Here is a 23,522-nt window from a genome sequence, read left to right on the forward strand (position 1 = left end):
GATCGACGGCGCTCGGCGAGTCACGAGCGCGGCATATGACAGCCTGCCATGTCCATCGGATTATCAGCAAGTACGCATCGGAGTCGACCGACCACTCATGTCCGGGTCGATTCCGGCTGTTTCGTCGGCGAATGGCGGGAGCGCCGCGGCGCGGGAGCAATCCCGTGGGATCCGCTCGGCTCCGCCCCGGCGACAGCGGTCCGACCGGACCGCGCGCCGCGGGTCCGACCGGGGAGCGGCGGCGCCGGGCGCCGGCCGGTCCCGACCGCTGTGCCGGTGCCGCGCAGCGTAAACCCGGCAGGAGTGCAAGACCCGTGCTCTAGGAATACACCTAGATACGACAGGACCGCGTTGACCCGCACAGGGCCACCCCAGACGCTGGTGGCAGTCTTGCCCACCGGTCGTGCGATGAAGAGGACTCCCGTTGAACTTCCTGCTGCTGGGACCGCTTTCCGTCCGGTTGAACGCGCGTGAGGTGCACGTGTCGGCACCGAGGCAGCGCGTGGTCATGGCGGCGCTCCTCCTCAACGCCAACCGGGTGATCTCGGTCGACCGGATCGCCGAGTACGTCTGGGACGACGCCCCGCCGCCGAGTGCCGCCGCGACCGTGCGCACCTATGTGATGCGCCTGCGGCAGTCGCTGGGCGAGCACGCCTCGGCGCGGCTGCTCACCCGGGCCCCCGGTTACCTCCTCGAACTCGGCGAGCACGAGAGCGATCTCGGGCAGTTCACGGCCCACCGCCGGCGCGCGGCGGAGCTGGCCGAGCGCGGAGACCTGGAGGGCTCCTCCGCCGAGCTGGCCGAGGCGCTCGCCCTGTGGCGCGAGGAGCCGCTGGCGGACATCCCGTCGCGGAGGCTGCGCGACGTGGAGGGCCGCTACCTCAAGGAACTCCGGTTGCAGACCATGGAGTTGAGGTTCGACGCGGAGCTGGCGCTGCTGCGGCACGCCGAGCTCGTGCCGGAGCTGGTGCGGCTGGTCCGGAAGCACCCGCTGCGGGAGGCCCTGGTGGGCAAGTTGATGCTGGCGCTGTTCCGTTCGGGCCGGCAGTCGGAGGCGCTGGACCTCTACCGGCGCACCCGGGTGCTGCTCGTCGAGCAGCTCGGCGCCGAGCCGAGCGCCGATCTGCGCGAGGTCCACCGGAGCATCCTCTCGGCCCACCACCGGCCCCGTACGCCCGAGCCTCCGGAGCGGCCCGCGACCGCCCCGGAGGCGGCCGTCGCGACGGCGCCGACCGCCGTCCGGGAGCGGTCCTGCTGGCCGAGTCCGGCGCAGCTTCCCTCGGTGCCGCTGCCGCTGTCGGCCCGCTCCGGCGCGCTGGCGCGGCTGCAGCACTTCGTCACGACCGGCTCGATGCCCGCGGGCATGGTGGCGACGGCGGTGGTGACCGGCCGGGGCGGTGTCGGCAAGAGCGCGCTGGCCCTGCACACGGCGCACGCCGTCCGCGGTTCCTCGGTGCACGGCCAGCTCTACGCGGACCTCGGCGGAGCCGGGCGGACGCCGACCGCCCGGGCGGTGCTGCCGCGGTTCCTGGCGGACCTCGGTGTGCCCCGGGACGAGATACCCGAGGAGGAGTCGGAGCGGGAGAGCCTCTACCGCTCGCTCACCGCGGGCCGCCGTCTGCTGGTGGTCCTCGACAACGCCTCCAGCACCGCGCAGGTCCGGCCGCTGATACCGGGCAGCGGGGGCAGCAGACTGCTGGTGACGAGCCGCCGGCGACTGGCCGATCTGGACGGCGCGCACACCCTCCTGCTCGGCCCGCTGGACGAGGCCGGGTCGCTGGAGCTGCTGAGCAGCATCGTCGGCCCGGTCAGGGTCGGTGCCGAACCGCAGGCGGTCCGTACGGTGCTGACGGTCTGCGCGGGCCTGCCGCTGGCGATCCGGATCGCGGGGACCCGGCTGCTGGAGCGCCCGCACTGGAGCATCGGGCACTTCGCCCGGCGGCTCACGCAGGCCCCGCGGCTGCTGGACGAACTGTGCGCGGGCGACCTCGGTGTCCGGCCCTGCTTCGACGCCGACCACGCCGGGCTCCGGCGGACCGCTCCGGCCGGGATCGACCCGGCCGAGGTGTTCACCGCGCTGGGGGCCGCCGGCGTGTCCTCGGTCTCCGGCAGCAGGGTCGCGGTGATGTTCGGCTGCTCCGAGGAGCAGGCCGAGGAGGCCCTGGACGCCCTGGTGGAGGCGAACCTGCTGGGTGCGCCGACGGGGGGCCGCTACCGGCTGGACCCGCTGCTGCGGGCCTACGCCCACGAGCGGGCGCAGGCGGTCGCCGAGCGGGAGGACAGCCACCCGTACCGGCGCGCCGGGTGACCGCCCCGATCTTTTTCACCCCGATCTCCTCCGACCCGTTCTCCTCCGACCCGTTCTCCTTCGCCCCGTTCCGCTTCGCCCCGTTCCGCTTCGCCCCGATCTGCTTCGACCAGATCCCTTTCGAGAGGACCCCTTCGCCATGGCCGACCAGACAGCAGCCACCCAGGACCTGCTCGCCTACGTCCGGGAGGTCTCCCTCCGCGACGACGACCTGCTCAGGGAACTGCGGGAGACCACCGCGGACCTGCCCGGCGGGACCGCCATGCAGGTGATGGCGGAGGAGGGCCAACTGCTCGCCCTGCTGGTCGGGTTGACCGGCGCTCGGGCGGTGCTGGAGATCGGCACCTTCACCGGCTACAGCACCCTGTGCATGGCCCGCGCCCTCCCCGCCGACGGGGTACTGGTGTCCTGCGACATCGAGGACCGGTGGCCGGCCATCGGCGCCGACTTCTGGAAGCGGGACGGGGTCGACTCCCGGGTGGACCTGCGGATCGGCGATGCCGCCGCGACCCTGGACGCACTGCTGGAGGAGCGCGGGCCGGAGAGCTTCGACCTGGTGTTCATCGACGCGGACAAGTCCAACTACGTCCGCTACTACGAGGCTTCGCTGACGCTGCTGCGCGCCGGCGGTCTGATCGTGGTCGACAACACCCTCTTCTTCGGCCGGGTCGCCGATCCGGCCGCCACGGACCCGGAGACCGCCGGGGTCCGGGCGCTGAACCGGCTGCTGCACCAGGACCCCCGGGTGGAGCTGTCGCTGCTGGTGATGGCCGACGGGATCACCCTCGTCCGCAAGCGCTGAGGGCGGCGGGCCGGGGCCCGGGAGCGCCGGCCGCCGCGGCGGTCAGGACGCTCCCGGGCCCCCTTCCGGTTCGTTCAGGTCCGGTTCGTTCAGGTCCGGCACGCTCAGGTCGGGCACGCCCAGGTCGGGCACGCTCAGATCGGGCGCGTCCACGCTGACGACGGTGGACACCACGCGCGGGCCGGGGACCAGGTGCAGGCGCTGGAGTCCGGTGTCCTCCGGAGCCGGTGCGAGGACGGCGGCGCACGGGCACGGCACCTCGTCCAGGCCCTCGAAGCCCGCGAACCGGTAGGCGATCTCCATCATCCGGTTGCGTTCGGTCGCCCGGAAGTCGGCGACCAGGTGGACCCCGGACCGGGCGGCGGCGTCGGCCAGCCAGTTCAGCAGGGTCGCGCCGGCGCCGTAGGCGACGACCCGGCAGGAGGTGGCGAGCAGCTTGAGGTGCCACAGGCCCGGGTGCCGCTCCAGCAGCAGGACGCCGACCGCGCCGTGCGGGCCGAACCGGTCGGTGAGGGTGACCACCAGGACCTCGTGCCCGGGGTCGGTGATCAGACCGCGCAGCACCGCGTCCGGGTAGTGGACCCCGGTCGCGTTCATCTGGCTGGTGCGCAGGGTGAGTTCCTCGACCCGGGACAGCTCCTCGCCGGTGGCCCGGCCGATGCGCATCCGCAGGTCCAGGGAGCGCAGGAACTCCTCGTCGGGGCCGGGGGCGGCCGCCCGCTCGGCGTCGCGGCGGAAACCCGCCTGGTACATCTCGCGACGCCGCCGGGAGTCGACGGTGCTGGTCGCGGGGGTGAACTCGGCGAGTTCGGGAAGGGCGAGCACCTCCTCCGCCGGGTAGCACCGTACGTCGGGCAGGTGGAAGGCCACCTCGGCGCGTTCGGCGGCCCGGTCGTCGACGAACGCGATGGTCGTGAGCGCGAAGTTCAGCCGGTCGGCGATCCGGCGCACCGACTCCGACTTGGCGCCCCACCCGATCTCCGGCAGGACGAAGTACTCGGCCAGGCCGAACGCCTCCAGCCGGGCCCAGGCGTGCTCGTGGTCGTTGCGGCTGGCGACGGACTGGAGGATGCCGCGGGAGTCGAGCTCGATCACCACCTTGCGCACCTCGTCCGACAGGTGCACCTCGCCGTCCTCCAGCAGGGTGCCCTGCCAGAGGGTGTCGTCCAGGTCCCAGACCAGGCACTTGACGGTCTCGGCCATGTCGTCCTTCCTCGTCTCCTCGGCCGCGGGCCCGCTCACGGTGCCCCCGTTACGGAGAGGGCGTGCTGGGCCAGCATCAGCCGGCACAGCTCGTTGCTGCCCTCGATGATCTCCATCAACTTGGCGTCCCGGTACGCCCGGGCCACCGTGTGCCCGTCCCGGGACCCGGCCGAGGCCAGGACCTGGACGGCCGTCGCCGCGCCCCGGGCGGCCTGGGTCGCGCTGACGTGCTTGGCCAGGACGGTCGCCACCACCTGGTCCGGCGACCCTTCGTCCCAGCAGCGGCTGGCGTGCTCGCAGACCCGCGAGGCCACCTGCTCGGCCGTGTAGAGGTCGGCGAGGTGCCCGGCGACGAGCTGGTGCTCCGCGAGCGGTCGGCCGAACTGCTCCCGTCCGGCGGCGTGGGCGGTGGCCGCCGCCAGGCAGGCCCGCAGGATGCCCACGCACCCCCAGGCGACGGACATCCGCCCGTAGGCCAGCGCGGTCGTCACCAGCAGGGCGGGCGGCAGTCCGTGACCGCCCAGCACGCTCTCGGCGGGCAGCCGCACCCCGTCGAGGTGCACGTCCGCGTGCCCGGCCGCGCGGCAGCCGAGCGGGTCCGCGATCCGCTCGATCCGGACGCCGGGCGTGTCCGCGGGCACCACGACGGCCACCGCGCCGTCCTCGTAGCGGCCGACAACGACCAGCAGGTCGGCGTAGTGGGCGGCGGTCACCCACTTCTTGTGTCCGTCGACGACGACCTCGTCGCCGTCGCGGCGGACGGTCGTCGTCATCGCCGAGAGGTCGCTGCCGGCGCCGGGCTCGCTGAAGCCGACCGCCGCCAGCGCCCCGCCGGTCAGCCGGGGGAGGTGGACGGCCGACTGCTCGGGGGTGCCCAGGCGCTGGATGGTCCAGGCCGCCATGCCCTGGGAGGTCATCACGCTGCGCAGCGAGCTGCACAGGCCGCCCACGTGGGCGGTGTACGCGCCGCTGCTCGTGCTGCTGAGTCCCCAGCCGCCGTACTGCTCCGGGACTTCGGCGCACAGCCGGCCCTCGGCGCCCAGTTCGCGGAGCAGGTCCAAGGGGATGAGGCCGGTCCGGTCCCACTCCCCCGCCCGGTCGCCGACCCGCAGGGTGGCGGAGGTCATGGCGCCGCTCAGGTCCTCACCCATGCTGGCCCCCGGCGGCGGGCACCCGGAGCCGGTCCACAAGCTCCGCCATCCGCCGGACCGTGCGGAAGTTGTCCAGCCGCAGGTCCGCGCCGCGGACGGCGATGCCGTAGGTCTTCTCCAGGTGCACCACCACCTGCATGGCGAACAGGGACGACAGGCCGCCGGCGTCGAACAGGTCGGTGTCGGCGTCCCAGGCGGTTCCGGTGCGTCCTTCCAGGAATCCCAGCAGTTCCTTCTCCAGGTCGTGGGTGTCGGGCGTGTTCGCCGTGGTCATGGCCGTCTCCTCGTCGGGGTGATCAGGTGCGAGGTGGTCAGGGTGATCAGGGTGGTCAGGGTGGTCAGGGTGATCAGGTGCGGTCAGGTGTAGTCGTAGAAACCGCGCCCGGACTTGCGGCCCAGCCGGCCCTCGCGGACCAGCCGGAGCAGCAGTTCGGTGGGGCGGCAGCCGTCGTCGCCGGTGCGTTCGTGGAGCACGGTGAGGGAGTCGACGAGGTTGTCGATGCCGATCAGGTCCGCGGTGCGCAGCGGGCCGGTGGGGTGTCCCAGACAGCCCTGCATCAGGGCGTCGACGTCCTCGGCGGTCGCCGTGCCCTCCTCCACGACCCGGGCCGCGTCGTTGATCATCGGGTGCAGGATGCGGCTGGTCACGAAGCCGGGCGCGTCCCGGACGACGACCGCCCGCCGCCGCAGGGCCGTGAGCAGGGCCGCCGCGGCGGCCATCGTGGAGTCCGCGGTCCTGGCGCCGCGGACCACTTCGGCGGTGCCGATCAGGTAGGGCGGGTTCATGAAGTGGGTGCCGACCAGTTCCTCCGGGCGTTCCAGGGCCCCGGCCAGTTCGTCGACGGGGATGGAGGAGGTGTTGGTGATCAGCAGGGTTCCGGGCCGGACCAGTCCGGAGACCTCGGCCAGCACGGCGGCCTTGATCGCGGCGTTCTCGGTGACCGCCTCGACGACGGCGGTGGCTCCGGCGGCGGCCTTGAGCGAGGTGCCGGTGGCCAGGGTGCCGAGGGGCGTCCCGGCGGGCAGGGCGCCCATCAGCTCGGCGAGCCGGAGCTCGCCGTCGATCAGGTCCGCGGCCCGGTCGAGCCGGTCCCGGTCGATGTCGACCAGGTGGACCGGCAGGCCGTGCCCGAGGGCGAGGACGGTGATTCCGACGCCCATCACCCCGGCTCCCAGCACGGTGAGGGCGGGTCGCTGGGGGGGATCGTCGTACGGGGCCGCGGTCAACGGGTTCTCCTTCGTCTTCACAGGTCGTCGGGGGTGCGGAGGGTGGTGCCGAACGTGGTGCGGAGGGTGCTGCCGAGCCAGTCGGCGACGGCGTCGCCGGTGGTCGCGACATGCTGTTCCATGAGCGAGAAGTGGTCGCCGGGAACGTCGACGACGGTGTCGGCACCGGCCCAGGACGCGCGCCAGTCACCGGCGTCGGCGGACGGGCGGCCGAGCGGGGTGGAGGCGCGGACCAGCAGCAGCGGGGCGCGGACCGCCGGGGGCTTCCAGTCGTCGAGCAGACGGAAGTAGCCGCCCATCGCGGTCAGCCTGGTCCCGTCCATCGGGGCCGCCCGGTCCTCGCGGGCGAACATGCCGCCCAGCAGGACGTCGTTGAACTGGGTGATGCCCTGGTTGTCGGAGAGGTAGGTGTCCAGCAGCACCACGGCCGCCGGGCCCTCGCCGCGCCGCTCCAGTTCGGCGGCCACTCCGTGGGCGAGCGTGCCGCCGGAGGAGGAGCCGGCCAGGACGAGCGTGCGGCCGGGCAGTTCCCGGAGCAGTGTCGTCGCCTGGAAGTCCAGCAGGGCCGCCATGTCGGCGGGCAGTTCCTCCTCGGGGGTGAATCCGGGGGCGTCCAGGGCGGCGACGGCGTAGCGGTCCCGGAAGCGGGAGGCGAAGCGGGCGTACTGGTGGGCGCCGCCGAGAGCCACGATGGAGCCGAAGCAGACGAGCACGGGGGCGTCGGCGCGCTCGTTCAGGCGCAGCAGCCGCGGGCCGGTGCCGGCGGCCGCGAGGTCGCTGCCGCTGTGGAAGGCCGGGCGCAGCGCGGAGGCGTTCTTGAGCAGGGCGATGCCCTCGTCGATCCGGCCGAGTGCGCAGGCCCGGCGGAACAGCACGCTCACCGGGTCGGTGTCGGCGGTGTCGGCGTCGGCTCCGGGTGCTTCGGCTCCGGTCGCGGGTGCCGTTCCGGGCCGGGGGGTGTCCGCCGTCCGGGCCTCGGCGGCGAGGCGTGCCGCGAGCGCGGCGGGGGTGGCGCTGTCGAAGACGGCGGAGGGCCGCAACCGCAGTCCGGTGGCGGCGGCCAGCCGGTTGCGGAGCTCGACCGCGGTCAGCGAGTCGAATCCGACGGCGAGGAAGGGCACCGTCGCGGACAGCGCCCCGGAGTCGGTGTGGCCGAGGACTTCGGCGGCCTGGGCGAGCACGAGTTCGCGCAGGACCAGCTCGCGTTCCCGGTCGTCGGCGGCGGCGTCGAGCCGCTGCCGCAGCGCCGCGGCACCGGTCGGCGTCCGCCTCGCTCCGGTCGTCGCGGTCGGGCCGCGCCGGACCAGGGAGCGCAGCATCGGGTGCACCGGGCCGTCGCCGCGCACGGTGAGGTCGAGGTGGGCCAGCACGACGGGGCTCCCGTCGGCCGGCGGGGCGGCGTCCGCGGCGCACACGGTGTCCAGCAGGGCCATGGCCTCCTCGTCGGAGAGACCGCGGGCGCCGCGCCGCTCGATGCGCCGCCGTTCGGCGTCGCCGAGCTCCGCCGTCATCCCGCTCACCCGCTCCCAGGCGCCCCAGGCCAGGGACAGGCCGGGGAGCCCGAGCCGTCGGCGTTCCGCGACGAGGGCGTCGAGCGCGGCGTTGGCGGCCGAGTAGGAAGCCTGGCCGGGACTGCCCAGCACGCCCGCGGCGGAGGAGAAGACGACGAACGCGGCGAGGTCCGCTCCGCGCGTCAGCTCGTCGAGGTGGTGGGCGGCGTCGTACTTGGGCCGCAGGACGGCGGCCATCCGCTCTCCCGTCAGCCCGTCCAGCAGACCGTCGTCGAGCACTCCTGCGGTGTGGACCACGGCGCACAGCGGATGCCGTTCGGGGACGGTCGCCAGGGCGGCGGCCAGGGCCTGCCGGTCGGACACGTCGCAGCTGAGGGAGGTCAGTTCGGCGCCGGCCTCGGCCAGTTCCGCCGTCAGCTCCGGCAGGCCGGGGGCGTCGGCGCCGCGGCGGCTCAGCACGAGGAGGTGGCGCACCCCGTGCGCGGCGACCAGACGGCGTGCCAGGACGGCCGCGAGAGCGCCGCCGCCGCTCACCAGGACGGTGCCGTCGGACGGCCCGAAGGCACCGTCCGGCCGGGGCCCGGAAGCGGGCGCGGACACGGTGGCCGTGGTGGCGGTGGCAGCCGTGGCCGTGGTGGCCGACGGCCGGACCAGTCGGGGCGCGTACAGGACGCCGCCGCGCAGGGCCGCCTGCGGCTCGCCCGTGGCGAGGAGGTCGGCGAGCGCGTCGCCCAGGCCGTCCGGGTCCGGCCCTTCGGTGTCCAGCAGCACGAACCGGTCGGGGTGTTCCAGCTGAGCGGCCCTCAGCAGGCCCCAGACGGCCGCCGCGCCGAGGTCCGCCGGCCGCGGCTGCGCGCCGAGCGGGCCGGTCGCACCCCGGGTGAGCACCACCAGCGGCGTACCGGCGGTGGTGTCGTCGGCCAGGTGGGCCTGGAGGCGGTCCAGGACACCGGCCGCGACCGCGTGCACCGCCGCGGGGTCCGCGTCCGCGTCCCCGGTCACGGTGTCGGCGGACGGGGGGCAGATCAGCAGCATCGCGTCGGGTGTCGCGGCGGGGGGTCCGGCGGCGAAGGCGGCCGGCAGCAGCCGCTCGTCCCGGGGGCCGAGGAGGCCCCAGCGGGTGACCGGGCGCGGGCCGGGCTCGACGACGAGCGGCGTCCAGCCGACGTGGAAGACGGAGCCGGAGGACGCCCGCAGCGCGGCGGTGGACGCCGTGCGCAGGGTGAGCGAGCCGACCGTCGCCACGGTGCGCCCCGAGGGATCGGTGATCCGCGCGGTGACGGCGTCGGGGCCGTCGGCGCGCAGCCGGACCCGCAGGACCGGCGCGTCGGAGGCCTCGATCGCGACGCGCTGCCAGGAGAACGGCAGGGGGACGCCGTCGGCGGGCTCGGCGGTCGCGGCGCCCTCGCGCAGACCGGTCGTCTGGAGGGCCGCGTCCAGCAGGGCCGGGTGCACCCCGAAGCCGTCCGCCCCGGTGCCGGGGAGGCCGTCGGGCCGGGCCACCTCGGCGTGGATCGCGTCCGCGGTGCGCCAGGCGGCGCGAAGGCCCCGGAACGCCGGGCCGTAGGCGACGCCCCGGGCTTCGAGCAGCCCGTACAGCTCCTCCACGTCCAGGGGGACCGCGTCGGGCGGGGGCCACGTACCGGCCGGTCCGGCCGCGTCGTCCCGGTCGGTCGAGACGTCCGGGGGACCGACCGTGCCGGTCGCGTGCCGGGTCCAGGGCCGGTCGGCGACGCCGGCCTCGGGCCGGGAGTGGAACTCCACCGGGCGCCGCCCCGTGCCGTCCTCGGCACCCACCAGGACCCGCAGTTGGACGGCGTGGTCGTCAGCGGCGTCGCCGGGCAGCAGCAGCGGGGCGGCGAGGGTCAGTTCCTCCACGAGAGCGCAGCCCAGGCGGCGGCCGACGTGCGCGGCCAGCTCCACGAGGGCCGCGCCGGGCAGGATCACGGCCCCGGCCACGGCGTGGTCGACGAGCCAGGGGTGTGCGGCCGACGAGATCCGGCCGGTGAAGAGGGTGCCCGCGTCGTCGGGGAGTTCGACCGCGGCGCCGAGCAGCGGGTGGTCCGCGGCGGACTGGCCGATGGCCGCCCGGTCGTGGTCCGCCGGCTGGGCGTCGAGCCAGTAGCGGCGTCGCTGGAAGGCGTAGGTGGGCAGGTCCACCCGCTGGGCGCCGGTTCCCGCGAACAGCCGCTCCCAGTCGACGCGCAGGCCCCGGACGTGTGCCTCGGCGAGGGCGAGCTGGAACCGGCGGAGCCCTCCGGCCCCGCGCCGCAGGGTGTCGAGCAGCAGCGTCTCCGGGGCGCCCGCGTCGGCGGCCGTGTCCTCGATCGCGTACATCAGGGCGGGCTGGGGACCGGACTCGATGAAGACCCGGTGCCCGGCCGCGAGCAGCGAGCGGGTCGCCCGCTCGAACTCGACGGTCTGCCGGAGGTTGCGGTACCAGTACTCGGCGTCCAACTCCTTCGTGTCCAGCAGGTCGCCGGTCACGCCGGAGTAGTACGGCACCGCACCCGGGAGGGGGGTGAGGCCGGCCAGGTCGGACAACAGGCGCTCGCGGATCTCCTCCACCTGGGAGGAGTGCGACGCGAAGTCGACCTCGATCGGACTCGCCCACACCCCTTCCTCCAGGAGTTCCGCCACCAGGGCCGTGACGGCGTCGGCGTCGCCCGACACCACCGTCGACGACGGGCCGTTGACCGCCGCCACCGACAGCCGGCCCGCCCGGGAACCGATCCGCTCCCGCACCGCGTCCACCGGCAGCGGCACCGAGGCCATCCCGCCGCGGCCCGCCAGCGCACCCACCGCCCGGGACCGCAGCGCGGCCACCCGGGCCCCGTCCTCCAGACTCAGACCACCGGCCACACAGGCCGCCGCGATCTCGCCCTGGGAGTGGCCCACCACGGCGTCCGGAACGACGCCGAAGGAACGCCACACCTCCGCGAGCGACACCATCACCGCCCACAGCACCGGCTGCACCACATCCACCCGCGCCAGCAGGGTTTCCGAACCCAGCGCCTCCGCCAACGACCAGTCCACGTACGGCGCCAGAGCCCGCTCGCACTCCGCGAAACGGCCCGCGAACACCTCCGACTCGGCCAACAGACCGGCGGCCATCCCCACCCACTGCGAACCCTGACCGGGGAACACCAGCACCGAGCGGCCCGGGAGCGGTCCACCGCCGACCTTCACGTCCGCCGAACCCACGCCCCGCGACAGGGCGGCGACACCGGCCAGCAGCTCGCCCCGGTCCGCCCCCACCACCACCGCGCGCTCCGCGAACCGCGAACGCCCCACCGCCAGCGAATGAGCCACGTCCAGCACGCTCAGGCCCGGTTCCGCCACCACCCGCTCGTGCAGCGCCGCCGCCTGGGCGCGCAGCGCGTCCGGAGTGCGCGCCGACAGGATCCAGGGGACGGCGGCGGGCACCGGTGCCGGCGCGGCGGGCCGGTCGACCGGCCCGTCGGTGGCGGCCGTCGCGTCGGCCGGAGCGGTGAGGGCCTGTTCGAGGACGACGTGGGCGTTGGTCCCGCTGGCGCCGAAGGAGGACACCCCGGCCCGGCGCGGCCGCCCCGTCTCCGGCCAGGGGGTGGCCTCGGTGAGCAGGGAGACGGCTCCCTCGGTCCAGTCGACGCGGGGCGAGGGACGGTCGACGTGCAGGGTGCGCGGCATCACACCGTGCCGCATGGCGAGCACCGACTTGATCACCCCGCCGACGCCCGCGGCGGCCTGGGTGTGGGACAGGTTGGACTTCAGCGATCCCAGCCGCAACGGCCGGTCGGTGGGCCGGTCCTGACCGTACGTCGCCAGCAGCGCCTGGGCCTCGATGGGGTCGCCGAGGGTGGTGCCGGTGCCGTGCGCCTCCACCATGTCCACCTCGGACGGGGCGAGTCCGGCACGGGCGAGCGCCTCGTTGATGACGCGCTGCTGCGCGGGCCCGTTCGGGGCGGTCATCCCGTTGCTGGCGCCGTCCTGGTTGACGGCCGAGCCCCGGACCACCGCCAGGACCGGGTGTCCGTTGCGGCGGGCGTCCGACAGCCGCTCCAGCAGGAGCAGGCCCAGACCCTCCCCGAACCCGGCGCCGTCCGCCGCGGCCGAGAAGGACTTGCTGCGCCCGTCGGGTGCCAGGCCGCGCTGGCGGCTGAATCCGACGTACAGGCCGGGGGTGGACATCACGGTCACCCCGCCGGCCAGGGCGAGGGTGGTGTCGCCGGAGCGCAGCCCCTGGCAGGCGAGGTGGACGGCGACCAGGGAGGACGAGCAGGCGGTGTCCAGGGTGACCGCCGGGCCCTCCAGGCCCAGGGCGTAGGCGATCCGGCCGGAGGCGACGCTCGGGATGGTGCCGGTGCCGAGGAAGCCCTCCACCTCGTCGGGCACCCGGCCGAGCCGGGACCCGTACTCGCTGTAGATCACTCCGGTGTAGACGCCGGTGCGGCTGCCGCGCAGGGTCGTCGGGTCGATGCCCGCGCGTTCCACCGCTTCCCAGGACGCTTCCAGCAGCAGCCGCTGCTGCGGGTCCATGGCCAGGGCCTCGCGCGGGGAGATGCCGAAGAAGCCGGGGTCGAAGCCGGTCGCGTCGTGGAGGAAGCCGCCCTCACGGACGTAGAAGGTGCCGGGGGCGTCGGGGTCGGCGTCGAAGCCGCCCTCGACGTCCCAGCCGCGGTCGGTGGGGAACGGCGAGACGGCGTCGCGTTCCTTGACCAGCAGCTCCCAGAGGTCTTCCGGGGTGCGCACGCCACCGGGGTAGCGGCAGCTCATCGCGACGATGGCGATGGGCTCGGCGGAGTCGTCGCGGAGCCGTCGGTTCTCCTGCCGCAGGCGCTGGTTGTCCAGCAGCGAGGCGCGCAGCGCGGCGACCACCTGGTCCGTGTCGGTGGGCATGGGGTTGGCCTTCTCCTTATGCGGCTTGTGCGGCTGTCGGTCAGTCACGTTCGCCGCCCAGGGCCATCCGGACGAGTTCGTCGACGGCCATGTCCTTGATGTCGGCGGTGGGGACCGGTGTCCCCGGTCGGTCGGCGAGGTCCAGGAGCGCGTCGAGAAGACCGGCCCGGCGCAGGGCGGCGGGCGGGATCGCGGCGAGCAGGGAGCTGATCTCGTGGTCCTCGCGGTCCGCCCGGCCCGGCGTCCCGGGGGTCCTGCCGGTGGCGGCGGGGCCGCCCGTCCCGTCGGGCGCCAGGCGCCCGGCGAGGTGGGCGGCGACGGCGGCCGGGGTGGGGTGGTCGAAGACCAGGGTCGCGGGCAGCCGGCGGCCGGTGGCGGCGCTGAGCCGGTTGCGGAGTTCGACGGAGGTGAGCGAGTCGAAGCCGAGGTCCTTGAACGCCTGGTCCGGGTCGACGTCCCCGGCTCCGCCGTGGCCGAGGACGTCGGCGCTCCGGCTCCGTACCAGGTCGAGCAGGGTGGCGACGCGTTCCTCCGGGGTGAGGCCGGCCAGTCGGCGGCGCAGCGAGTCCGCTTCGGCGGCGTCGGCCCCGGAGGCGGGGCGGCGTGCGGCGCCGGGGACCAGGGCGGAGAGCAGGGCCGGGACGGGTGCGGTCCGGGCCGCCGCCCGGAGCCGGCCGAGGTCGATCCTGACCGGGACGAGCAGCGGTTCGTCCAGGGCGAGCGCCGCGTCGAACAGGGCCAGACCCTCTTCGCTGCCGATGGCCGCGGTGCCTCCCCGGGACATGCGCCGCAGGTCGGTGGTGGTGAGCGTGCCGGTCATGGTGCTGCGGCGCTCCCACAGGCCCCAGGCGAGCGACTGGGCGGGCAGGTCCAGGGCCCGGCGGTGCTGGGCGAGCGCGTCGAGGAAGGCGTTGGCGGCCGCGTAGTTGCCCTGCCCGGCGTTGCCGACCGTGGCGGACGCGGAGGAGAACAGGACGAAGGCCGACAGCGGCAGATCACGGGTGAGGGCGTGCAGGTTGAGGGCCGCGTCGACCTTGGGCCGCAGGACGTGGCGCATCCGCCCGGGGGTCAGCGACTCGACCGTCCCGTCGTCCAGGACGCCGGCCGCGTGGACGACCGCGCTCAGCGGACGGCCGGCGGGGAGGCCGGCGAGCAGGGCGGCGAGCGCGTCCCGGTCGGCGACGTCGCAGGCCTCCACGGTCACCTCGGCGCCGAGCCCGCGCAGTTCGGCGGCGAGGTCGGCCAGGCCCGGGGCGTCCGCGCCGCGCCGGCCGACGAGCAGCAGGTCCCGGACGCCGTGCGTGGTCACGAGGTGCCGCGCCACCAGGCCGCCCAGCGCGCCGCCGGCCCCGGTGACGAGGACGGTTCCCCCGGTCGCGGCGATACCGGACGGTGCGGCGGCCGGGTCCGGGCCCACGAGCGCGTCCGGGCCCGGGTTCGGGTCGGTGGCGACGGTGGCCCTGGTGAGGCGGGCGGCGAGGAGTTGTCCGGCGCGTACCGCCAGTTGGGGTTCCGAGCCGGCCAGCGCCAGTGCCCGGGGCAGCAGACCGGTCACGGCCGCCGGGTCGTCGGTGTCGATCAGCAGGAAGCGGTCCGGGTGCTCGGACTGGGCGGAGCGGACGAGGCCGCGGACCGCGGCGCCGGTGAGGTCGGTGACCTCCTCACCCGCCGCCGTGGAGACCGCGCCCCGGGTGACGAGGACGAGCCGGGTGCCGTCGTCCCACCGCGGGTCGGCCAGCCAGTCCTGGACGAGCCGCAGGGCGTCGTCCAGCGCGGCGTGCACGGATGCGGCGTCGGGCGGGGACGGGAGGTCCGGGGCGCGGTCGCACCAGGCCAGCACCGCGGCGGGCGACGGCGCTCCCCCGTCCAGCGCGGCACCGAGCGCGGCCAGGTCCGGATGGCTGTCCGGGAAGAGTTCCCGGCTCCCGAGGACGGCGACGTGACCGAGGGGGTCGGCGGGTGCGGTGGCGGGCGCCGCCGACCACTGCACCCGGTAGAGGGATTCCGGGCCGCCGGCCGGGCGGAGGCTGTCGAGGTCGATCGGGCGGACGGCGAGCGCCTCGACCGACGCGACCGGGAGGCCGTTCGGGTCGGTCGCGTCGATCGACACCGATCCGTCCGGCCGGAAGCCGAGCCGCACCCTGAGCACGGTGGCTCCGGAGGCGTGCAGCCTGACTCCGCTCCAGGAGAACGGCAGTCCGGCGGACAGTCGGTCCGGGCCCGGTCCGGTCTCCTGCTGCGCGCGCAGGAACAGCCCCTGGAGGGCGGCGTCCAGGAGGGCGGGGTGCACGCCGAAGGCGGAGGCGGACCGGTGCTGGTCCTCGGGCAGGCGTACCTCGGTGAAGATCTCCTCGCCCCGGCGCCAGGCGGTGGTGAGCCCGCGGAAGGCGGGTCCGTAGCCGTAACCGGAGGCGTGGAACCGCTCGTACAGGTCGTCGACGGGGATCGGGACGGCGCCGGGCGGAGGCCAGGCGCCGGCCTCGTCCGGTGCGGGCGCGGACGGCGGCTCGTGGGTCGTGGCGTCGGCGGTGAGTCCGCCGGTCGCGTGCGCGGTCCAGTGCGGGGTCGCCGCGTCCTCGCGGCAGGAGAACAGGTCCAGCGAGCGGTTGCCCTGCGCGTCCGCGGCGCCGACCCGCACCTGCAGGCGGACGGCGGTGTCGGCGGGTATCAACAGCGGTGCCTGGAGCGTCAGTTCCTCCACCGTGTGGCAGCCGGCCTGGTCCGCGGCGCGGACGGCGAGTTCCGCGAAGGCCGCGCCGGGCAGCAGGACCGTACCGGCCACGGCGTGGTCGGCGAGCCAGGGGTGGGTACGCAGCGACAGTCGGCCGCTGAGCACCAGTTCACCCGTGTCGGCCAGCTCGATGGCCGCTCCGAGGACGGGGTGGTCGGCCGGGTCGAGCCCGGCCGAGCCCACATCGGCCGCCGTGGTGGGCGCCGGCTCGGGCCAGTAGCGGGTGCGTTGGAAGGCGTACGTCGGCAGCTCGACGCGTCGGGCCTGCGGGAACGCGCTCGACCAGTCCACCGCAAGTCCGCTCTCCCACGCACGGCCCACCGCACGCAGCACCTGGTCCACGCCGCCCTCGCCGCGGCGCAAGGTCCCCAGCACCGCGGCATCCGCACCCGCGGCCTCCACCGACTCCCCCACCGCCACCGACAGCACCGCGTGCGGGCTGGACTCCACGAAGAACCGGAACCCCTCCCCCAGCAGCGTCGCCGTGGCCGTCCCGAACTCCACGGTCTGACGGAGGTTGCGGTACCAGTACTCGGCGTCCAACTCCTTCGTGTCCAGCCACTCGCCCGTCACCGTCGAGAAGAACGGCACCGAAGCGGAGAGCGGGGCGATGCCCTCCAGATCGGAGAGCAGCTGCTCGCGGATCTCCTCCACGTGCGCGGAGTGCGAGGCGTAGTCCACCTCGATCACCCTCGCCCGCACACCCTCGCCCACCAGGGCGTCCACGAGTGCCGTCACCGCGTCGGCGTCGCCCGAAACGACCGTCGACGACGGGCCGTTCACCGCCGCCACCGACAACCGGCCCGCCCAGGAGGCGATCCGCTCCCGTGCGTCCTCCACCGGCAGCGGCAGCGACGCCATCCCGCCACGGCCGGCCAGCACCTTTATTGCGCGGGAACGCAGCGCGACCACCCGGGCGCCATCGTCGATACTCAGGCCGCCGGCCACACAGGCCGCCGCGATCTCACCCTGGGAGTGGCCGACCACGGCGTCCGGCACGACGCCGAACGAACGCCACACCTCCGCGAGCGACACCATCACCGCCCACAGCACCGGCTGCACCACATCCACCCGCGCCAGCAGAGTTTCCGAACCCAACGCCTCCACCAACGACCAGTCCACGTACGGCGCCAGAGCCCGCTCGCACTCCGCGAAACGCCCCGCGAACACCTCCGACCCGCCCAGCAACTCCGCAGCCATCCCCACCCACTGCGAACCCTGACCCGGGAACACCAACACCGAACGACCGTCGACCGGACGGCCGCCGTCCCAGGCTCCCGAGTCGTCGTCGGCCACCTGACCCAGCAGGGTGCGGAGTTGGCTCCGGTCCCCGATCAGTGCCTTCCGGTACTCGAAGGCGGTGCGCGCGTGCAGGGCGGACCCGATGTCGCGCGGTTCGGCCACGGGGTCGCCGTCCAGGTGGCGGCGCAGACGGTCGGCCTGGAAGCGCAGGGCCCGCGGGCTCTTCGCCGACAGCAGCCAGGGCACCGCCGGCAGGGGGGTGCGTTCGGCCTGCGGGCCGTCGTCCTCCAGGGGGGTGTGTTCGAGGATGGTGTGGACGTTGGTGCCACTCAGACCGAAGGAGGACACACCCGCCCGGAAGGGGCGACCGTGCGAAGGCCAGGGCTGCTGCTCGGTCGCGAGGGCCAGCGCGCCGCGCGTCCAGTCGACGTGGCCGGAGGGCCTGCCGACGTGCAGGGTCCGGGGCACCTGCCCGTGGTGCATGGACAGCACCGTCTTGATGACCCCCGCCACACCCGAGGCCGCCTGGGCGTGGCCGAGGTTGGACTTGAGGGAGCCGACCAGCAGGGGCCGGTCGGCGGGCCGGTCCTGCCCGTACGTGGCCAGCAGGGCCTGGGCCTCGATCGGGTCGCCGAGCGTGGTGCCGGTGCCGTGCGCCTCGACCACGTCGACCTCGGAGGCCGTCAGCCCCGCGTCCGCCAGCGCCGCCCGGATCACCCGCTGCTGCGAGGGACCGTTGGGGGCGGAGAGGCCGTTGCTGGCACCGTCCTGGTTGACGGCGGAGCCGCGGACCACCGCCAGCACCGGGTGTCCGTTGCGGCGGGCGTCCGACAGCCGCTCCAGCAGCAGGACGCCGGCCCCTTCGCCCATGCCCATGCCGTCCGCGTCGTCCGAGAAGGCCTTGCAGCGGCCGTCCTCGGCGAGTCCCCGCTGACGGGAGAAGCTGATCAGGGCGCCGGGGGTCGCCATCACGGCGACGCCGCCGACCAGGGCGAGGGTGCAGTCGCCGCCGCGCAGCGCCCGGCCCGCGAGGTGCAGGGCGACGAGCGAGGAGGAGCAGGCCGTGTCGACGGTCACCGCGGGGCCTTCGAGGCCCAGGGTGTAGGCGACCCGGCCGGACACGACGCTGGGTGCGCTGCCGGTGAGCAGGTGGCCGTCGCCTTCCTCGGACTGCGCGACGACGGCCGCGTAGTCGGCGTAGTTGACGCCGGTGAACACTCCGGTCCGGCTGCCGCGCAGGGCGACCGGGTCGATGGCGGCGCGTTCGATCGCCTCCCAGGTGGTTTCCAGGAGCAGCCGCTGCTGCGGGTCCATGGCCAAGGCCTCGCGCGGCGAGATGCCGAAGAACTCCGCGTCGAAGTCGGCGGCGTCGTGCAGGAAGCCGCCCCGCCGGGTGGTCGAGGTGCCGGGGCGGTCGGGGTCGGGGTCGTAGAGGGCTTCGACGTCCCAGCCGCGGTCGGTGGGGAGGTCCGAGACGGCGTCGCCGCCGGCGGCGAGCAGGCGCCACAGCTCTTCGGGGGTGCCGATGCCGCCGGGGAAGCGGCAGGCCATGGACACGATCGCGATCGGCTCGTCGTCGGGCGCGGCCGGGTTCGCGGCGGCGTCCGGGTCGGAGGGGCCCGGCTCGGGGGCCTGCCGGCCGAGCAGTTCGGCGCGGATCTCCCGGGCGAGCGCGGTGGACGACGGGTGGTCGAAGATCAGGGTGGACGGCAGCCGCAGTCCGGTGGCGGTGTTCAGCCGGTTGCGGAGTTCGACCGCGGTGAGGGAGGCGAAGCCCAGGTCCTTGAAGGCCGTGCCGGGCCGGATCGCGTCCACCGCGGGATGGCCGAGGACGGCCGCCGCGTGGGTGCGGACCAGGTCGAGCAGCAGGCGGTGCTGTTCGGACTCACCGAGGGCGGCGAGCCGTTGACGCAGCACCGCCGCGGCGGGTGCCTCCGTGTCGTCGGTCGCGGCCTCCAGGGCACGTCGGGCCTCGGGGACGCCGGTGAGCAGCGGGCTGGGACGGGTGGAGGTGAAGACGGCGGCGAACCGCTCCCAGTCGACGTCGGCGACGGCGAGCACGGTCTCGTCGTCGTCCAGCGCCTGTCGCAGGGCCTGGACCGCGAGGTCGGGGGCGATCCGGGGCAGGCCGTGCTGCTCCAGTTTGAACAGGTCGGCGTCCTCCCCGGCGACGCGGTCCTGCCAGGGGTTCTCGGCCTGCCAGATGCCCCAGTCGACGGTGGTGGCGGTGAGGCCGCGGGCCCGGCGGTGCTGGGCCAGGGCGTCGAGGTAGGCGTTGGCCGCGGCGTACGCGCCGTGGTCGCCGCTGCCCCAGACGCCGGCGATCGAGGAGAACAGGACGAAGGCGTCGAGTTCGCGGTCGAGCAGGGCGTCGAGGTGTTCGGCGCCGGCGGCCTTGGCGGCGACGATCTGCTCGAACGCGGACATCGGTGTGCCGTCGAGGGGGGCGAGCGCGACGAAGGCGGCCGCATGGACGACCGCGGTGACCGGGTCGCCCGCCGTCTCCAGTCCGGTGAGCAGCTCCGCCACGGCCCGACGGTCGGCCAGGTCGCAGACGGGCAGGGTCAGTCGTACGCCGAGGGCGGCCAGTTCCGCGGCGAGTTCGGCCGCGCCGGGTGCCTGGGGGCCGCGGCGGCCGGGCAGGACGAGGTGGGTGGCGCCGCCGCGGGCCAGCCAGCGGGCGAGGTCCGGGCCGACGGCTCCGGTGCCGCCGGTCAGCAGGACGGTGCCGCGGGGCTTCCAGTGCTTCGTGGGGCCGTCGTTCCGGGGGGCGCGGCGGAGGCGGCGGGCCAGCAGGCCGGTGGGGCGCAGGGCGAGCTGGTCCTCGCGGCCGGCACCCGTACCGGGGCCGGTACCGGAGGCCGTCAGGACGGCGACGAGCCGGGTCCTGGCGCGGGCGTCGAGGTCCGGCGGCAGGTCGACGAGTCCGCCCCAGCGGGCGGACAGTTCCAGCGCGGCCACCAGTCCGGTGCCCCAGACCAGGGCCTGGCGGGGGTGGGTGACCGGGTCGTCGGCGCCCGTGGACACCGCCCCGGCGGTGGCGCACCAGAGGGGTGCTTCGAGGGCGAGGTCGCCCAGGGCCTGCACCAGGGCGACGGTGAGTGCCGTTCCGGTGGGCAGGGCCGGGTGGTCGGGGTGGGGCCGGTCGGCGGCGGCCAGCAGCGACAGCACGCCCGTCGGGACGCGGTCGCCGAGGGCGGTGGCGAGGGTGTCCGCGAGGTCCGTGCGGCGGACGGCGTCGGTCGTGAGTCCGGCCGTGACGACGGTGGCGCCCGCTTCGGCGAGGGCGAGCAGCGGCCCGCGTACCTGTGCGTCGTCCTCGTGTCCGGCGGGCAGGACGACGAGCCAGGTGCCGGCGGCGGGCGTGGCGGCCGGCGGGTCGGGCAGCGGCTGCCAGCCGATGCGGTAGCGCCAGGAGTCGATGACGCTCTCGTCGCGCCGCTGTTGCCGCCAGTCGCGCAGGGCCGGCAGGACGGGGGCGAGGGCGGCCTCGTCGACGGCGAGGTGGGCGGCGATCTCGGCCGGGGCGTCGTGGTCGACCATGTGCCAGAAGGCCGTGTCGTGCGGGTCGGCGGCCGGTGCGGTGCCGGGCACCGCCTCCGGCTCCAGCCAGTAGCGCCGCGACTGGAAGGGGTAGCCGGGCAGGGCGGTCGGGCGGGCACCGGTGCCGGCGTACACCGCGGACCAGTCGACGGCCACGCCCGCCACCCACAGTTCGGCGGCCGAGCACAGGGCCCGGCGCGGTCCGCCGTCGTCGCGGCGCAGGGTGCCGACGACCACGGGCGGCTCCGCGGCACCGGTGGCCCCGACGGTGGCCTCGGCGGTGTCCTGGAGGGCCATGGTCAGCACCGGGTGCGGCGACACCTCGACGAAGACCTCGTGGCCCTGCTCGACCAGGGAGCGTACGGCCGCCTCGAAGCGGACGGTGCCGCGGAGGTTGCGGTACCAGTAGTCGGCGTCCATGGCCGTGGTGTCGAGCAGCTCGCCGGTGACGGTGGAGAACAGCGGGATCCGGGCCGGGAGCGGGCGTACCCCGGCCAGCGCGGCGAGCACCTCGGACCTGATCCGTTCGACCTGGACCGAGTGCGAGGCGTAGTCCACGGGGACGGACCGGGCCCGCACACCCTGGGCGGCGCAGTGGGCGAGCAGTTCGGCCAGGGCCTGCGTCTCGCCCGAGACCACCACGGCGGCGGGCCCGTTGACGGCGGCCACCGACAGCTTCTCGGCCCAGGGGGCGATCTCGGTGCGGACCCGGTCCTCGGGCAGGGACACCGCGACCATGCCGCCGAGTCCGGCCAGCGCCCGGATCGCCCGGCTGCGCAGGGCGACGACCTTCGCCCCGTCCTCCAGGCTCAGCGCTCCCGCCACCACGGCGGCGGCGATCTCGCCCTGGCTGTGCCCGACCACGGCGTCGGGCCGGACGCCCCAGGACTCCCAGTGCGCGGCCAGTGACACCATCACCGCCCACAGCGCCGGCTGCACCACGTCCACCCGTTCCAGGGAGGGTGCCCCGGGCGCGCCCTCCAGGACGGCGGGGAGCCGCCAGTCGACATGGGCGGAGAGGGCGGCGTCGCAGGCGGCGAGGCGGTCCCGGAAGGCGGGGCTGCCGGCGAGCAGGTCCAGGGCCATGCCGGCCCACTGGGAGCCCTGGCCCGGGAACACCAGCGCCGTCCGGCCCTCGACCGCCCGGCCGGTGCCCACGACGACGTCGGCGGTCGCGGCCGGGCCGGTGGGGAGCTCCGTGCCCGGTCCGGACAGGGCGGCGAGCCCGCTCAGCAGCGCGGGGTGCCCGTCGCCGATCACCACGGCCCGGTGTTCGAAGGCGGACCGGGTGGTGGCCAGCGAGAACCCGAGGTCGACCGGCCGGGCGGGCGCGTCCGCGGCGAGCCGGGCGCGCAGCCGGGCCGCCTGGTCCCCGAGCGCGGACGCGGTGCGGCCGGACAGCACCCAGGGCAGCACGGCCCCGGCCACGGTGTCCGGCGCGTCGGTCACCGCTTGCGGTCCGTCGGCTTCCGCTCCGTCGGCTCCCGGTCCGTCCGTTTCCGGTCCGTCCGCCGGTTCCGGCTCCGGGGCCTGTTCGAGGACGACGTGCGCGTTGGTGCCGCTCATGCCGAACGAGGACACCCCGGCCCGGCGCGGCCGGTCGACGGCGGGCCAGTCGCGGGCCTCGGTGAGCAGTTCGACGGCGCCCGAGGACCAGTCGGCGTGCGGGGTGGGCGCGTCCACGTGCAGGGTGCGCGGCAGGACACCGTGCCGCAGCGCGAGGACCGTCTTGATGACCCCGGCGACTCCGGCGGCGGCCTGGGTGTGCCCGATGTTGGACTTCAGCGACCCCAGCCACAGCGGACGGTCGGCGGGCCGGTCCTGACCGTACGTGGCCAGCAGCGCGTCGGCCTCGATCGGGTCGCCGAGGGTGGTGCCGGTGCCGTGCGCCTCCACCGCGTCCACCTCGGACGCGGTCAGGCCCGCGTCCGCGAGCGCCGCCCGGATCACCCGCTGCTGCGAGGGGCCGTTGGGGGCGGTCAGGCCGTTGCTGGCGCCGTCCTGGTTGATCGCCGAACCGCGCAGCACGGCCAGCACCGTACGGCCGTTGCGGCGCGCGTCCGACAGCCGCTCCAGCAGCAGCATCCCCACGCCCTCGCCCCAGCCGGTACCGTCCGCGGCCGCCGCGAACGGCTTGCAACGGCCGTCCTGGGACATCGCGCCCTGCCGGCTGAACTCGACGAACACGGCCGGCAGCGCCATCACACTGACCCCGCCGGCGAGGGCGAGCGAGCACTCGCCGGCCCGCAGCGCCCGCGCCGCGAGGTGCAGCGCCACCAGCGAGGCCGAACAGGCGGTGTCCACGGTGACCGCGGGGCCTTCGAGACCGAGCGCGTAGGACACCCGCCCGGACATCACGCTCATCGAGTTCCCCGTCATCAGGAACCCCTGGACGGCTTCGGCGGCGCCGGGGCCCAGCGTCGCGTACCCCTGGTCGATCGCCGCGGCGTACACCCCGGTACGGCTGCCCCGCAGGCTGAGCGGGTCGATGCCGGCCTGCTCGACGGCCTCCCAGGACGCCGTCAGCAGAAGCCGCTGCTGCGGGTCCATCGCGACCGCCTCGCGGGGCGAGATGCCGAAGAACTCCGGGTCGAAGTCCGCCGCGTCGTCGAGGAACGCCCCCTGCCCGGGGACCGTGCCGCCGGACGGCCAGGCGCTCTCCCAGCCCCGGTCGCCGGGGACGGCCCCGACGGTGTCACGGCCTTCGGCGAGCAGTTCCCACAGGTCCTCCGGGGTGCGGACGCCACCGGGGAAGCGGCAGCTCATCGCCACGATCGCGATCGGCTCGCTCGTGCGGGCCTCGGCCTCCCAGAGCCGCTGCCGGGTGTCCCGCAGGTCGATGATCACCCGGTTGAGGTAGTCGCGCATCCTCTGGTCGCTCACTGGACACCGCTGCTTTCGTCTCGGGCTGCTCGGGTCTCGTCTC

8 protein-coding genes are annotated in these 23,522 nt (G+C 75.3%); 2 read left to right on the forward strand and 6 right to left on the reverse strand.

Annotated elements, in window-relative coordinates; genetic code table 11:
- Positions 1–481 precede the first annotated feature (481 nt).
- Positions 482–2,308, forward strand: coding sequence for an AfsR/SARP family transcriptional regulator (locus tag ACW14Y_RS03685; protein WP_380437573.1), 1,827 nt, complete (start codon positions 482–484; stop codon positions 2,306–2,308).
- 139 nt (positions 2,309–2,447) lie between these two features.
- A complete protein-coding gene (locus tag ACW14Y_RS03690; RefSeq protein WP_380303541.1) occupies positions 2,448–3,110 on the forward strand; it encodes a class I SAM-dependent methyltransferase in 663 nt (220 codons plus the stop codon).
- 42 nt (positions 3,111–3,152) lie between these two features.
- Here the strand turns inward: ACW14Y_RS03690 and ACW14Y_RS03695 are convergent, their stop codons facing one another.
- From ACW14Y_RS03695 to ACW14Y_RS03720, 6 genes are all read right to left on the reverse strand, one after another.
- Positions 3,153–4,313 (reverse strand): HAD-IIIC family phosphatase, encoded by a 1,161-nt coding sequence (locus tag ACW14Y_RS03695; protein ID WP_456985849.1) that lies wholly within the window; start codon positions 4,311–4,313, stop codon positions 3,153–3,155.
- A 35-nt stretch (positions 4,314–4,348) separates the two neighbouring features.
- Complete coding sequence (locus tag ACW14Y_RS03700; RefSeq protein WP_456985850.1) at positions 4,349–5,464, reverse strand: acyl-CoA dehydrogenase family protein; 1,116 nt, start codon at positions 5,462–5,464, stop codon at positions 4,349–4,351.
- Positions 5,457–5,738 carry an acyl carrier protein gene (locus ACW14Y_RS03705; RefSeq protein ID WP_266315208.1) on the reverse strand — a complete coding sequence of 94 codons (282 nt, stop codon included), beginning with the start codon at positions 5,736–5,738 and terminating at the stop codon, positions 5,457–5,459. The genes ACW14Y_RS03700 and ACW14Y_RS03705 overlap by 8 nt, the downstream gene beginning before the upstream one ends.
- Positions 5,739–5,821: 83 nt before the next feature.
- Positions 5,822–6,691 (reverse strand): 3-hydroxyacyl-CoA dehydrogenase family protein, encoded by an 870-nt coding sequence (locus ACW14Y_RS03710; RefSeq protein ID WP_380391602.1) that lies wholly within the window; start codon positions 6,689–6,691, stop codon positions 5,822–5,824.
- Between the two features lie 17 nt (positions 6,692–6,708).
- Positions 6,709–13,080 (reverse strand): type I polyketide synthase, encoded by a 6,372-nt coding sequence (locus tag ACW14Y_RS03715; RefSeq protein ID WP_456985851.1) that lies wholly within the window; start codon positions 13,078–13,080, stop codon positions 6,709–6,711.
- A 40-nt stretch (positions 13,081–13,120) separates the two neighbouring features.
- On the reverse strand, positions 13,121–23,479 hold the full coding sequence (locus ACW14Y_RS03720; protein WP_456985852.1) for a type I polyketide synthase: 10,359 nt from the start codon (positions 23,477–23,479) through the stop codon (positions 13,121–13,123).
- Positions 23,480–23,522: the final 43 nt, after the last annotated feature.

This window comes from Kitasatospora sp. cg17-2 (assembly GCF_054031055.1).

Bases quoted from the DNA above. Each gene is read 5' to 3' on its own strand.
- ACW14Y_RS03690 (WP_380303541.1), top strand. From the start codon at position 2,448: ATGGCCGACCAGACAGCAGCCACCCAGGACCTGCTCGCCTACGTCCGG.
- ACW14Y_RS03695 (WP_456985849.1), bottom strand. From the start codon at position 4,313: ATGGCCGAGACCGTCAAGTGCCTGGTCTGGGACCTGGACGACACCCTC.
- ACW14Y_RS03700 (WP_456985850.1), bottom strand. From the start codon at position 5,464: ATGGGTGAGGACCTGAGCGGCGCCATGACCTCCGCCACCCTGCGGGTC.
- ACW14Y_RS03705 (WP_266315208.1), bottom strand. From the start codon at position 5,738: ATGACCACGGCGAACACGCCCGACACCCACGACCTGGAGAAGGAACTG.
- ACW14Y_RS03715 (WP_456985851.1), bottom strand. From the start codon at position 13,080: ATGCCCACCGACACGGACCAGGTGGTCGCCGCGCTGCGCGCCTCGCTG.